The organism is Selenomonas sp., from assembly GCF_052169755.1.
In the GTDB taxonomy this organism is placed as follows: Bacteria; Bacillota; Negativicutes; order Selenomonadales; family Selenomonadaceae; genus Selenomonas.
This window is the reverse complement of record NZ_JBQNBV010000055.1, coordinates 1-12,586: the sequence shown is the minus strand read 5'-3', so window position 1 is coordinate 12,586 and position 12,586 is coordinate 1. Positions and strand designations below refer to the sequence as shown.

General features: G+C 60.5%; 11 protein-coding genes. All 11 read left to right on the top strand.

From position 1 onward, the window contains the following. The first annotated feature begins 308 nt into the window (after positions 1-308). Positions 309-2,945, top strand: coding sequence for a calcium-translocating P-type ATPase, PMCA-type (locus ACTTKG_RS05410; RefSeq protein ID WP_442673231.1), 2,637 nt, complete (start codon positions 309-311; stop codon positions 2,943-2,945). Positions 2,946-3,088: 143 nt separating this feature from the next. Continuing rightward, the gene (locus ACTTKG_RS05405; protein ID WP_442673230.1) at positions 3,089-4,495 is read left to right on the top strand and encodes a TerD family protein; all 1,407 of its coding nucleotides are present in this window, start codon (positions 3,089-3,091) and stop codon (positions 4,493-4,495) included. A gap of 158 nt (positions 4,496-4,653) precedes the next feature. Next, entirely contained in the window at positions 4,654-5,262 is a 609-nt protein-coding gene (locus tag ACTTKG_RS05400; RefSeq protein WP_442673229.1) for a TerD family protein, read from the top strand. Positions 5,263-5,398: 136 nt separating this feature from the next. Further along, a complete protein-coding gene (locus tag ACTTKG_RS05395) occupies positions 5,399-5,977 on the top strand; it encodes a TerD family protein (protein ID WP_442673228.1) in 579 nt (192 codons plus the stop codon). 214 nt (positions 5,978-6,191) lie between these two features. Further along, positions 6,192-6,881 carry a TIGR00266 family protein gene (locus tag ACTTKG_RS05390; protein ID WP_442673232.1) on the top strand — a complete coding sequence of 230 codons (690 nt, stop codon included), beginning with the start codon at positions 6,192-6,194 and terminating at the stop codon, positions 6,879-6,881. A gap of 3 nt (positions 6,882-6,884) precedes the next feature. Beyond that, the gene (locus ACTTKG_RS05385; RefSeq protein ID WP_442673227.1) at positions 6,885-7,469 is read left to right on the top strand and encodes a TerD family protein; all 585 of its coding nucleotides are present in this window, start codon (positions 6,885-6,887) and stop codon (positions 7,467-7,469) included. A gap of 132 nt (positions 7,470-7,601) precedes the next feature. Next, complete coding sequence (locus tag ACTTKG_RS05380) at positions 7,602-8,477, top strand: TerD family protein (protein WP_442673226.1); 876 nt, start codon at positions 7,602-7,604, stop codon at positions 8,475-8,477. A gap of 50 nt (positions 8,478-8,527) precedes the next feature. Further along, positions 8,528-9,532 carry an HpcH/HpaI aldolase/citrate lyase family protein gene (locus ACTTKG_RS05375; RefSeq protein WP_442673225.1) on the top strand — a complete coding sequence of 335 codons (1,005 nt, stop codon included), beginning with the start codon at positions 8,528-8,530 and terminating at the stop codon, positions 9,530-9,532. 12 nt (positions 9,533-9,544) lie between these two features. Continuing rightward, entirely contained in the window at positions 9,545-10,561 is a 1,017-nt protein-coding gene (locus ACTTKG_RS05370; protein WP_442673224.1) for an ATP-grasp domain-containing protein, read from the top strand. A gap of 11 nt (positions 10,562-10,572) precedes the next feature. Continuing rightward, positions 10,573-11,697, top strand: coding sequence for a phosphoribosyltransferase domain-containing protein (locus ACTTKG_RS05365; RefSeq protein ID WP_442673223.1), 1,125 nt, complete (start codon positions 10,573-10,575; stop codon positions 11,695-11,697). Further along, the coding region (locus ACTTKG_RS05360; RefSeq protein ID WP_442673222.1) for a cysteine protease StiP domain-containing protein at positions 11,694-12,586 on the top strand (893 nt) is incomplete at its 3' end. The genes ACTTKG_RS05365 and ACTTKG_RS05360, both read left to right, overlap by 4 nt.

Below are 12,586 nucleotides of genomic sequence, written 5' to 3'. Positions count from 1 at the left end.
CTTGACTTCTTGGACTTTCATTGTAAGCTTAGCGCACAAACGTCCACTTTGTAGACATAGTGCGCACGCCCTTACATGAAAGGTGCCAATCAGCCTGCGCCCTGCGGGCTTGACTTCTTGGACTTTCATTGTAAGCTTAGCGCACAAACGTCCACTTTGTAGACATAGTGCGCACGCCCTTACATGAAAGAGCCAATCAGCCTGCGTCCTGCGGACTTGACTTCTTGGACTTTCATTGTACAATAGTATCAGCCACCTTTGTTTTTGCAGGGCGGCTTTTCGGGTAGGTATAGTTAAGGAGATCGTTTATGAAGATTCAAGGTTTGACAGATGAAGAGGTGCGCGCGTCGCGCGAGCGGCACGGTACGAACGGCATCACGGAGCAGAAAGGCGAGGGCTTCTGGGAGAAGCTCAAGGGGAGTTTTGACGATCCGATCATCAAGATTCTCTGCGTGGCGCTCGTCATCAACGTCGTCTTTGCGATCCTCGGGCAGGTCGCATGGTATGAGTCCGCGGGCATTGCGCTCGCCGTGATTCTCGCGACGACGGTCGCGACGTATTCGGAGTACCAGAACGAGAATGCGTTCCAGAAGCTGCAGGAGGAAGCGTCGCTGATTAAGTGTAAGGTGTACCGCAACGGCACGCTGACGGAGATTCCCATCGACGAGATCGTCATGGGCGATTTTGTGCTGCTGCAGACGGGCGACAAGATCCCGGCGGACGGCGTCGTTTGCGACGGCTCGATCCAGGTCGATCAGTCGGTATTGAACGGCGAGGCGAAGGAAGCGACAAAGACGTTGGCAGCAGAGGGCGATGAGGAAGCGGAGAAAAGCTCGGACTTCCTCCATCCGCACAAGGTGTTCCGCGGCTCCGTCGTCTGCGGCGGCAACGCTGTGATGCGTACGACGACGCTCGGCGACAAGACGTTCTACGGCAAGATCGCGGGCGAGCTGCAGGCGGACGAGGATCGCGACACGCCCTTGAAGGTGAAGCTCTCGAACCTCGCGCATCAGATCAGCAACTTCGGCTACATCGGCGGCGTGGCGATCGCCATCGCCTTCATGTTTCAGCGCCTCGTCATCCACAACGGCTTCGATATGGCGCGTATCATGGCGTACTGTTCGAACTGGCTCGTCGTCGCGCATGACCTCGTCGACGCCGTCATGCTCGCCGTCATCATCATCGTCGTCGCCGTGCCCGAGGGTCTGCCTTTGATGATCGCCATCGTCTCGGCGCAGAACATGGGCAAGATGCTCAAAGACAACGTGCTCGTCCGGAAGATCTCGGGCATCGAGACGGCGGGCAGCTTGAACCTCCTTTTCAGCGATAAGACGGGCACGATCACGAAGGGACAGCTCGAAGCCGTCGCTTTCGTCGACGGTGCGGGCACGCAGTATGCCGCTTACAGCGAGCTGGGCGCGGGACTTCAAAAGCTCGTGAACCTCAGCGTGCGCTACAATACGAGCGCCGTCATCAACGGCAAGGAGGCTGTCGGCGGCAATGCGACGGAGCACGCGATCTTCGGCTTCGTCGCGGCAGACAGCGCGGAGATGAACGAGAAGGTCAAGAACGCCGTGCCGTTTAGCAGCAAGAACAAGTATTCCTTGTCCGAGGTCGCGGGCGAGTACAGCGTGACCTTGGCGAAGGGCGCACCCGAGAAAATCCTCGCGCTCTGCGACTCGTATTACGATGCGAACGGCGAGAAGAAGCCGCTGACGAATAGGGCGGCGATCACGGACTGTATCGACGCTCTTGCGGCGCGTGCCATCCGCGTGCTGGCGCTCGCCGTCTACGAGGGCGCAATTCCTGCGGACGGCACGCTTCCTGCGAGCGGCCTCGTCTTCGTCGGCGCAGTCGGCATCCGCGACGAGGTGCGTCCCGAGTCCGTCGAGGCGATCCGCCGCGTGCACAGCGCGGGCGTGCAGGTCGTCATGATCACGGGCGACCGCCAGGACACGGCGAGCGCCATTGCGAGGGAGGCGGGACTTCTCTCGCGCGATGACGATGTCGCGATGACGAGTGACGAGCTTGCCGCGCTCGACGATGCGGCGGTCAAGGAGCTTCTGCCGCGCCTTCGCGTCGTGGCGCGTGCGCTTCCGACGGACAAGAGCCGTCTCGTGCGCCTCGCGCAGGAGATGAACCTCGTCGTCGGCATGACGGGCGACGGCGTCAACGACTCGCCTGCCTTGAAGCAGGCGGACGTCGGCTTCGCTATGGGCAGCGGCACGGAAGTCGCAAAGGAGGCGAGCGACATCGTCATCCTCGACGACAACTTCAAGTCGCTCGCGCGTGCGATCCTCTACGGGCGCACGATCTACAACAGCATAAGGAAGTTCATCATCTTCCAGCTGACGATCAACGTCGCGGCTGTCATGATTTCTTTCGCTGCGCCCCTTCTCGGCATGGAGACGCCGCTTTCCATCACGCAGTTTCTCTGGATCAACCTCGTCATGGATACGCTCGCGGCGCTCGCCTTCGGCGGCGAGCCGGCTCTGCGCCGCTTCATGGACGAAAAGCCCAAGCAGCGCGATGAAAGCATCATCAGCAAGTACATGGTGTCTTCCATCGGCGTCGGCTCTCTTTGGTGCTTCGCCATGAGTCTCTACTTCCTCATGAGCGGCGCGGCGCACGCCTATTTCCGCCCCGACGAGGCGAATCACTACCTCTTGACGGGCTACTTCGCGTTCTTCATCTTCATGGCGGTGTTCAATGCGTTCAACGCACGCACCGACTCGAAGAATCTCTTTGACAATATTTCGCGCAATCCGGGCTTCCTGCGCGTCATGGGTCTGATCGTCGTCATCCAGGTCGCCATGACGTACCTCGGCGGCGAGATCCTGCATTGCTACGGGCTGACGCTCACGGAGTGGGCGTTCGTGCTCGGCATGGCGGTGACGATCGTGCCGATCGATCTGCTGCGCAAGATGGTCGCAGGCAAGGCGTAATTCAATATTTGCAAGGCGGCGTCGGTGGAGAGCATCGACGCCGCCGATCTATAGGAAGCGCTGATAAAATGAGGTCGCCCAGATGTGTGAAGATGGGTGGCTGAATTTATCAGATATTCCTATACTCTACGGGAGGGAAAAGCATGGGTATGAACATCAGCAAGGGACAGAAAGCCGATCTGACGAAGACCAATGCGGGGCTTCGGAGCGTGCTCGTCGGCATGGGCTGGCAGGCAGATGCCAAGATCGACCTTGACACGGCGGCGTTTTTGCTCGGCGCGGGGGGGAAAGTCGCGGGCGATGCAGACTTCGTGTTCTACGGCAACGCGCGTCATGCGTCGGGCGCGGTCGAGCATATCGCTACGCCTTCGGGCGGCGATATGCAGCAGGTGCGCGTCGACCTCGCCGCCGTTCCCGCTTCGGTCGAAAAAATCGCCGTGACGGCGACGATCTACGATGCGGACGCCAGGCGGCAGAATTTCTCCCAAGTCGCGGGCGCGTACATCCACATCATGGACGCGGCGAGCGGCGCGGAGCTTCTGCGCTACGATCTCGGGCAGGGCTTCTCCGTGGAGACGGCGATCGTCGTCGGCGAGCTGTACCGCTACAAGGGCGAGTGGAAGTTCAGCGCCGTCGGCGCGGGCTTCAGCGGCGGTTTGGAGGCGCTTTGCAAAAACTTCGGCGTCGAGGTCGGCGAGGGACAGGGAGACGCGCCCGCCGCACCGCCTGCGCCGCCTGTATCGCCCGCGCCCGCCGTGCCGCCCGCACAGCGTTCGCCGCTGAATCTCGGCAGACCGGGTGCAGAAACCGCCCCTGCGCCGCATCAGCCGCTGAACCTCGGCAGACCGGGAGCGGCTTCTGCACCGCCCGTGCAGCCTGTCGCACCGCCTGTATCGCCCGCTGCGCCGTCCGCGCAGCCGCCGACTGCGCCGAAGAAGGTCGAGCTGAAAAAGGGGCAGAAGGTCAGCCTCGTCAAGGGCGGCGGCGGACTCGGCGAGATCGCCATCAACCTCAACTGGCATCAGCAGCCGCAGACGAAGAAGCAGGGGCTTCTCGCCTCCATCTTCGGCGGCGGGGGAGGCGCGGGCGGCATCGACCTCGACCTCGGCTGCCTCTACGAGCTTCAAGACGGCGAGATCGGCTGCGTGCAGGCGCTCGGCAATGACTTCGGCAGCCTTTCGCGCCGCCCTTGGATCGCGCTCGACGGCGACGATCGCACGGGCAGCAACGCGGCTGGCGAGACGCTTCGCGTCAACGGCAAGATGGCATCGAAGATCAAGCGCATCCTCGTCTACACGTTCATTTACGAGGGCGTCGCCAACTGGCAGCAGGCGGACGGCGTCGTGACCGTCAAGTGCCCGGGCAGCCCCGACATCATCGTGCGCATGGACGAATACGGCTCGTCTCTGCGCATGTGCGCGATCGCCATGCTCGAAAACATCAACGACACCTTCAGCGTCGAGAAGCTCGTGCAGTTCTTCGGCGGACATAAGATGATGGACGCGGCGTATCACTGGGGGCTTCGCTGGGAGGCGGGCAGCAAGGACTGAGCGTGCAGGATTTCGCCGCGAGCAGCCGCTTTGCTTCGACGGAAGGCGATGGACGTATGAAGGAAATTTTCATCAAAGCCATGAAGGGAAAAGGCGGCGGCAGGGCGAATTATTTTACATAAGACTATTTCTAAAAGAGAAATCGAGGAGGCAGGAATATGGGCGTGAATCTGCAAAAGGGACAAAAGGTAAACTTGAAGAAGTCGGACGGACAGGCGCTTTCGCGCATTCGCATCGGGCTTGGTTGGGATCCCGTCAAGCAAGAGAAAAAGGGCGGGCTTTTCGGCTCCATCTTCGGCGGCTCTGCGCCCGACATCGACTGCGATGCGAGCGTGATCGTCTGCAAGGGCGGCCGTCTCTCAGGGAAGAACGACATCGTCTATTTCGGCAACCTCAAGCATTCGTCGGGGGCGATCGTCCATACGGGCGACAACCTCACGGGTGACGGCGAGGGCGACGATGAGCAGATTCTCGTCGATCTTACGGCTGTGCCCGCAGACTACGACAAGCTCGTATTCGTCGTCAACATCTATGACTGCGAGTCGAGGAAGCAGGACTTCGGCATGATCGCGAACGCTTTCATCCGTATATGCGACGAGCGGACGGGCGAGGAGTTCTGCCGCTACAACCTTTCGGAGAGCTACGCGGGCATGACGGCGATGATCTTTGGCGAGATCTACCGCCACAACGGCGAATGGAAGTTCAACGCCATCGGGCAGGGCACGACGGATACGGGGCTTAACGCGCTGGCGAAGCGCTATCAGTAAGGAAACAGGTCATCATGCCTAGCGGCTTGATATAGGGGCGGCTTCGGCTTTCCCATGAGGCGGCACGCATGTGCCTTGGGTTGAGGAAGCGCGGCTATGCGGCGTTTTCCGCGTTCTACGATAAGGAGGAATCTTCATGGCAATCAGTTTGAAAAAAGGACAGAAGGTTGATTTGACGAAGAGCAATCCGGGACTTTCCAAGCTCTTGATCGGTCTCGGCTGGGACACGAACAAGTACGACGGCGGCTCCGACTTCGATCTCGACGCTTCGGTATTCCTTCTCGGACCGGATGAAAAGGTCACGAGTGACGCGGACTTCGTTTTCTACGGAAATCTCAAGCACGCTTCGGGCGGCGTAGAGCATACGGGCGACAACCTGACGGGCGAGGGCGAAGGCGACGATGAGCAGATCAAGGTCGACCTCTCGAAGGTGCCGGCTTCGATCGATAAGATCGACTTCACGGTCACGATCTACGAAGCTGATGAGCGCAAGCAGAACTTCGGACAGGTGTCGAACGCTTTCATCCGCGTCGTCAACGAGGCTTCGGGTGAGGAGCTTGTGCGCTTTGATCTCGGTGAAGACTTCTCGATTGAGACGGCGGTCGTCGTCGGCAGGCTCTATCGTCAGGGCGCAGAATGGAAGTTCAACGCCGTCGGCGCGGGATACAGCGGCGGTCTCGGCGCACTCGGCAAGGCTTACGGCGTCAACATCTAAGCACATTCTTTTGTTGGGGGAGTCTCCCCCCTCGGGGGAGGCGAGAGAAGGGGGCTGTGCATAAGTCGCTCAGACTCGTGCACAGCCTCTTACCATGAAGCTCCAAGCGGTCGAGCCGAAGATGCAGACCGATTGGTCAGGCTTCTGTAAGGGCGGCGTACAATGTCCGCAATGTGGGCGTCGGTGCGTGCAGCTTATCATCGAAAGGGGTGCGATGATGGAATATAAGATCTTATATCCTGAGGCTTTTCCTGTAGTCGAATGCTCGCTGCGTCACGGCGAGGCGATCAAGGCGGAGTCGGATGCGATGATCGCTATGGATGCGACCGTTGACGTCGAGGGCAAGATGGAGGGCGGCGTGCTCGGCGGCATCATGCGCCGCGTCTTTACGGGCGAGAGCTTCTTCATGCAGCGGCTCGTGGCGTCGCGCGGCGCAGGCAAGGTGCTCTTCGGGCATCCGCTGCCCGGCGGCATCATGGATGTCGCCTTGGACGGCTCCTATGGCATGATCGTACAGAAGGGCGGCTTCCTTGCGGCGGAGGAGACGATCAACGTCGATTCGAAGATGCAGGGGCTTATGCAGGGTTTCTTCTCGAAGGAAGGCTTCTTCCTGCTGAAACTCACGGGCAAGGGCATCGCTTTTCTGAGCAGCTATGGCGTCATCCATGTGCTGAATCTCGCAGAGGGCGAGGAGGTCATCGTGGACAATGGTCACCTCGTCGCGTGGCCCGACTACATGAACTATAAAATCGAGAAGGCGTCGAACGGCTGGATCTCAAGCGTCATGTCGGGCGAATGCCTCGTGTGCCGCTTCCGAGGTCCCGGGCCCGTACTTATCCAGACGAGGAATCCCGAGGGCTTTGAAACATGGATACAGGAAATTGCGAAAAAGGGAGGTAAATGATACATGGCGGTGAATCTTTCCAAAGGCCAGCGCGTGAGCCTCGACAAGGGCATGACGATGGCGCTCGTCGGTCTCGGCTGGGACGTCAACCGGTACGACGGCGGCACGGACTTCGACCTCGATGCCTCGGCGTTCCTCTTGGGCGCGAACGGCAAGGTGCGAAAGGACGAGGATTTTATCTTCTACGGCAATCTCGACAGCTCCGACGGCTCGGTGCATCATACGGGCGACAACCTGACGGGCGAAGGAGACGGCGACGACGAGGTCCTGACCATCGACTTCTCGAAGGTACCGCCCGACGTCGACAAGATCGCCATCACTGTGACGATCTATGAGGCTGAGGTGCGCAAGCAGAACTTCGGGCAGGTGTCGAACGCCTATGTGCGCGTCGCACGCATGGCGAACGCGCAGGACATGCAGGGCACGGAGGTTTTGCGCTTCGATTTGATGGAAGAGTTCTCGATTGAAACGGCGCTCGTCGTCTGCGAGATCTATCGGCACAACGGCGAGTGGAAGTTCAATGCGGTCGGCGCGGGCTATCAAGGGGGGCTCGAAGCCCTTTGCCGCGCTTATGGCGTGAATGTTTGACAAAGCACTGGAAAAAAACGGGAGGCCTTGCGCCTCCCGTTTTTGAGGTAAGGTCCTGATGCGGCTGCGGCGTAGCGGATTTCAGAGTCCCGCTCCCGGGGCTGCTGAAAATCGACGACGGAGATGGATGCGATGGAAAGAGAGCAGGCAAGGAATGCTGCCCGTACCGGCGGCTCTTCGGCGGCGCTGCCGAAGTTCATCGACTGCGGCGTGTTTGCGCCCGAGCGTGAGAATTCCTTCGCCATCGCCGCTGCGTTTGCAGAGGAGACGCGTGTGACAGGGGAAATTTCGGGCGCACGGCTTATGCCGGAGCTTTTGCGGGCGGGCGACGGCGGTTTCGTCTTGACGCTTCCCGCAATGCGTGAAGGGACGGTCGTCTATGGCGCGCTGCGCCTGCAGTCTTCGCATGAGGAGCGGCGCATATTCGTCGCGGGCGAGGCTGCCGCAGGCGCACCGCAAAGGCGGGCGCTGGCGCCGCGCCCGCCTTTGCCGCAGCTTGTGCGCGGCGAGCGGCTGAAGCTCGAAGGGGATGAGAAGCTGGCCTTTTTTTATGAGGACGAAGGAAGCGAGGCGGGCGTCGATGTCGATGCATACGTGTTTCGTCTCTACGAGGGCGGGCGCGTGCAGGGCGATGAGGACTTGATCTTTTTCGGCAACGTGCGTGCAGGCGACGGCAGCATCGAGGTGGAAAAGGCGGGCGATCGCATCGGTGCGAGCATCGACGTCGCGAAGATCGGCGCGGCTGTCGAGCGCATCGTCCTCTGCTTCGCCGTCTACGACGACGGCACGGGAAGGGATTTTTCCCATGTGCGTGCGCCGCGTGTGACGCTTGCAGAGGACGGTGAGCCGAAGTACGGCTTCGCGCTCGACGCGCTGCATCGCGAGAAGACCGTGAACGCGGCGGAGATTTACCGCCATCGCGGCGCATGGAAACTCAAGATCGTCGGTGCGGGCTATGAGGCGGGACTGGCGAGACTCTGCGAGGACTACGGGCTCAGCGTGGAATAAAGAAGGGACGCGGATTAGCCGTGATTCCTGAATATGGAGGTTTACCATGAATGGAAGATAGGGAAATCTTGCAGTACAAGGTGGGCGGGCTTCTCTACATGCCTGCTTACCAGGAAAATATCGTAGAGAAGATTCGTCGGCGCGAACATGCGCATTTGACTGCCATCTGTTTCTGTCTTGAGGATGCGATCGGCGATACGGCGGTCGTAGACGCCGAGCGGGCCCTGCGCACGAATCTCGCGGCGCTCAAGGAAGTCTACGAGGAGGAGCGGCGCGAAAAGCCGCTACTCTTCGTGCGCGTGCGCACGGCGGATCACATGGAGCACTTCCTCGACTTTGTGGGCGCAGCGGGCGATGTCTTGACAGGCTACGTTCTTCCGAAGGTGAATCTTGGCAACGTCGAATCGTATATGGAACTTATGCGCATGTTGAATGATGGGGCGGCAAAGAAGCGTTACCTCATGCCGGTTCTTGAAAGTCCGTCCATCGCCGACGTCAAGAGCCGCGCCGCCGTCTTGGGTGAACTCAAGGCGATCTTCGACGCGCACCGTGAATATGTCTTGAACATTCGTGTCGGCGGCAATGATTTCAGCAACCTTTACGGCGTGCGCCGCTCGATTGCGCATCCCATCTATGCCGTCGGCGTCGTGCGCGACATCCTCATCGACATCCTGAACATCTTCGCGCGTGACTACGTCGTCTCCGGTCCGGTCTGGAACTACTTCGGCGATGATCCTGCGGGCGCGTGGGCGCGAGGACTCAAGAGGGAGCTGGAGCTTGATCGACTGAACGGCTTCATCGGCAAGACGGTCATCCATCCCGCGCAGCTTCCTTTCGTATTCGACAGTCTGAGAGCGGAGCGCGCCGACTTCGAAGATGCGAAGATGATCGCCGACTGGCAAGATGAGAAGGCGGGTGTGAAGAAGAGCTGGGACGGCACGCGCATGAATGAAGTCAAGACACATGCCAAGTGGGCGAAGCGCGTGCTGACGCTCGCGAAAATTTACGGTGTCAGGGAAGATGGAGCGGCATGTGCCGCCGAAAGCAAAAGGTAAGGGGAAGTTTTTATGCGAGTATGGTTCAACCAATGGTTCAGCACGGCATACCATCTGATCGAGCTGATGCGGGCGGGATCGCCCGGAAAGATCACCTTCGTCGGCTCAAGCGCCAATCCAAATGCGCTCTATCGTCTCGTTTCCGACGAATGGCATACGGAACCGACGCTTCCCGTTTCCGATGAATATGTGGAGTATTGTTTAGAGTTTTGCAAGAGGAACAAGATCGACGTCTTTTTTCCGCGACGCGGCTTGACGCTGCTTTCGCGCCACATGGAGGAATTTCGCGCCGCAGGCACGATTCTTGCGGCGGGCAGCGATTATAAGATCATGCGGCTTTTGGATGATAAGGCGGCGACGTACGCTTTCTTCGAGGCGCGCGACGCATCCCTCGTGCCTGCGCACCTTGTTGCAGGCACTTACGAGGAGTTCTGCGCCGCCTACGAGACCTTGCGTCCCCATTGCCGGCGCGTCTGCTGCAAGCTGACGAAGGACGAGGGAGCCGAGACGTTCCGCGTCATCGACGACACGCTTCTGCGGTCGGGCGACGTGCGGCGAAAGCCCGGCATGAAGCTCACATGGGATATGATGCGCACGATTGTCCGGGGCTACGACTTTTCCGTGCCGTTTATGCTCATGCCGTACCTCGAAGGGCAGGAGATCAGCGTCGACTGCCTGAGGACGCCCGGCGGGGAGATCATCATTCCGCGCTTCAAGACGAACCACCGCTATTCGGAAGTCCGCTTCGATGAGGAGATCGTCGAGAAATGCCGCACGATGATGAACCTTCTGCAGATGGATGTGCCGATCAACATCCAGTTCAAGGGTGATGGAGAAAAATACTTCCTGTTGGAAATCAATCCGCGCATGTCGGGCGGGCTGCAGCTCTCGTGTCTCGCAACGGGCGTCAACGTGCCGGACATCGCCCTCAGTCAGCTTCTCGGCAAGGAAAAGCCGTGGCAGTACCCCGACCGCAGTCGGGTTTACCGCGTGGCGAATCTTGAGACGCCGAAGCAGCTCGGGGCGTGAGGAGGGACGCGATGAACTATACGGCAGATGAGGTGCTGCGCGTGGCAAAGCGGCATAGGAACGCAAAGCGCGGCTATCTCCTCGTCAATCCCCTGCAGGGAAAGCATATACCTGCCGCTCCGAGCCGCGCTCTCGCCATGATGAAAGCGCTCGGCGAGAAGGTCGCAGCAAGCTGTCCTTCGGCAAGGCTCGTCATCGGTTTCGCCGAGACGGCGACTGCCATCGGCGCCGTCGTTGCGAAGTCGCTCGCGGACGCGTGCCTCTACGTGCAGACGACGCGCGAGGAATTGCCGTCCGGCGTGCGCACGATCGAGTTTTTGGAAGAGCACAGTCATGCGCCCGAGCAGCGCCTCGCCGTCGATGCGCTCGAAGCGCAGCTCGCTGAGACGGATACGGTCGTCTTCGTCGACGATGAGATCTCGACGGGCAGGACGCTCTCTAATATCATTGCGCAGATGAAGGAGAAGCTGCCTGCGCTTCGTGAAAAAAAGCTCGTCGCGGCGTCCATCCTGAACCGCTTGACGGCGGCGGATCGCGAGCGGCTTTTGGCGTGCGGCGTCGAGTGCGTCGCGCTCGTAGAGCTTGCGCCCGGCGACTATGAGACACGCGCGGCGGCGTTTCAAACGCGCGGGGCGGCGGACTGCCGCGAGCCCTCCCGCCGCTACCCCTACCGCACGCTTGCGCTCGGCAGGCACGCGACGCCGCGTACGGGCGTCGCCATCGGCGACTATATGCTCCTCTGGCAGGGTGCGGGGCTCATCCTCGCTGAGCGCATCGCTTGGGCGAAGCACGAATCGATCCTTGTGCTCGGCACGGAGGAATGCATGATGCCGGGGCTCATGGTCGGCAAGGTCTTGGAGACGAAGGGCTGGGAGAACGTATTCTTCCACGCGACGACGAGAAGCCCCATCGGCATCTCGGACGAGGAGGGCTATCCCATCGAAGCGGGCTGGCAGGTGCAAAGCTTCTACGATGCGGCACGCGCGACGTACATCTACAATCTGCGTCCGTACCATCATGCCGTCATCGTCTCGGACACGGCGCACGAAGCGCATGAGGCGGTCGAGAGTATCGCCCGCGCCCTGCGCGAGAGCGGCTGCACGGACATCGTCTGTCTGATGAGCCGCGACGAATGACGAGGAAGGAGCGGACGATGTTCAGCACATACCACAAGGACGACGTGACGATCCTTTTGAAAGACATCACGGGAAAGCTCGACCCTCTGCCGACGCCAGAGAGGGAGAAGCTCATTCAGTCGGGCAGGCATTACTCAGAGATGCTGCCCTTGGAATATGAGCCGTCGGAAAAGTACCTGAAGGCGTACTTCGACGCGCTCTCGCGCTACGCCGAGATCACAGCCCATGCGGCTGCGAGTCTCGCCGAGAAGATTTACGAGGAGAAGGGAGCATCCGCCGCGCTCGTCTCGCTCGCCCGCGCGGGCACGCCCATCGGCATCTTGCTCAAGCGCTATATCAAGAGGCGCTTTGGCGCGGACGTCGCGCACTACACGATTTCCATCATTCGCGGCAGGGGCATCGACAAGAACGCCATGACGTACATCCTCACGCGTCATGCGCCCGAGGAGCTGCAGTTCGTCGACGGCTGGACGGGCAAGGGCGCGATTGCGCGCGAGCTTGCAAACGATGCGGCAGAGTTTCGCGGCGTGAGCGCGGGGCTTGCCGTCCTGTCCGATCCCGCCTATGTGGCGGAGAAGTGCGGCACGCACGAGGACTTTCTCATCGCGAGTTCGTGCCTGAACTCGACGGTGTCGGGGCTTCTGAGCCGCACGGTGCTGCGTGATGATTTGATCGGTGCGGAGGACTTTCACGGCGCGGCCTTTTACGAAGGACTGCGCGAGAAGGATCTGACGTATGACTTCATCGAGGCAGTGGAAAGGCGCTTCCCCGAGGAAGCGCCGCCCGCGCGCGAGGAGGGCGCGGCGCATCGGTCGGGGCTCGCCGAGGTCGAGCGCATCGCGGGCGATTTCGGCATTCGCGACATCAACCTCGTGAAGCCCGGCATCGG

Coding starts and splice junctions, on each gene's coding strand:
- ACTTKG_RS05405 (WP_442673230.1), top strand. CDS start 3,089: ATGGGTATGAACATCAGCAAGGGACAGAAAGCCGATCTGACGAAGACC.
- ACTTKG_RS05365 (WP_442673223.1), top strand. CDS start 10,573: ATGAACTATACGGCAGATGAGGTGCTGCGCGTGGCAAAGCGGCATAGG.
- ACTTKG_RS05370 (WP_442673224.1), top strand. CDS start 9,545: ATGCGAGTATGGTTCAACCAATGGTTCAGCACGGCATACCATCTGATC.
- ACTTKG_RS05400 (WP_442673229.1), top strand. CDS start 4,654: ATGGGCGTGAATCTGCAAAAGGGACAAAAGGTAAACTTGAAGAAGTCG.
- ACTTKG_RS05380 (WP_442673226.1), top strand. CDS start 7,602: ATGGAAAGAGAGCAGGCAAGGAATGCTGCCCGTACCGGCGGCTCTTCG.
- ACTTKG_RS05375 (WP_442673225.1), top strand. CDS start 8,528: ATGGAAGATAGGGAAATCTTGCAGTACAAGGTGGGCGGGCTTCTCTAC.
- ACTTKG_RS05395 (WP_442673228.1), top strand. CDS start 5,399: ATGGCAATCAGTTTGAAAAAAGGACAGAAGGTTGATTTGACGAAGAGC.
- ACTTKG_RS05390 (WP_442673232.1), top strand. CDS start 6,192: ATGATGGAATATAAGATCTTATATCCTGAGGCTTTTCCTGTAGTCGAA.
- ACTTKG_RS05385 (WP_442673227.1), top strand. CDS start 6,885: ATGGCGGTGAATCTTTCCAAAGGCCAGCGCGTGAGCCTCGACAAGGGC.
- ACTTKG_RS05410 (WP_442673231.1), top strand. CDS start 309: ATGAAGATTCAAGGTTTGACAGATGAAGAGGTGCGCGCGTCGCGCGAG.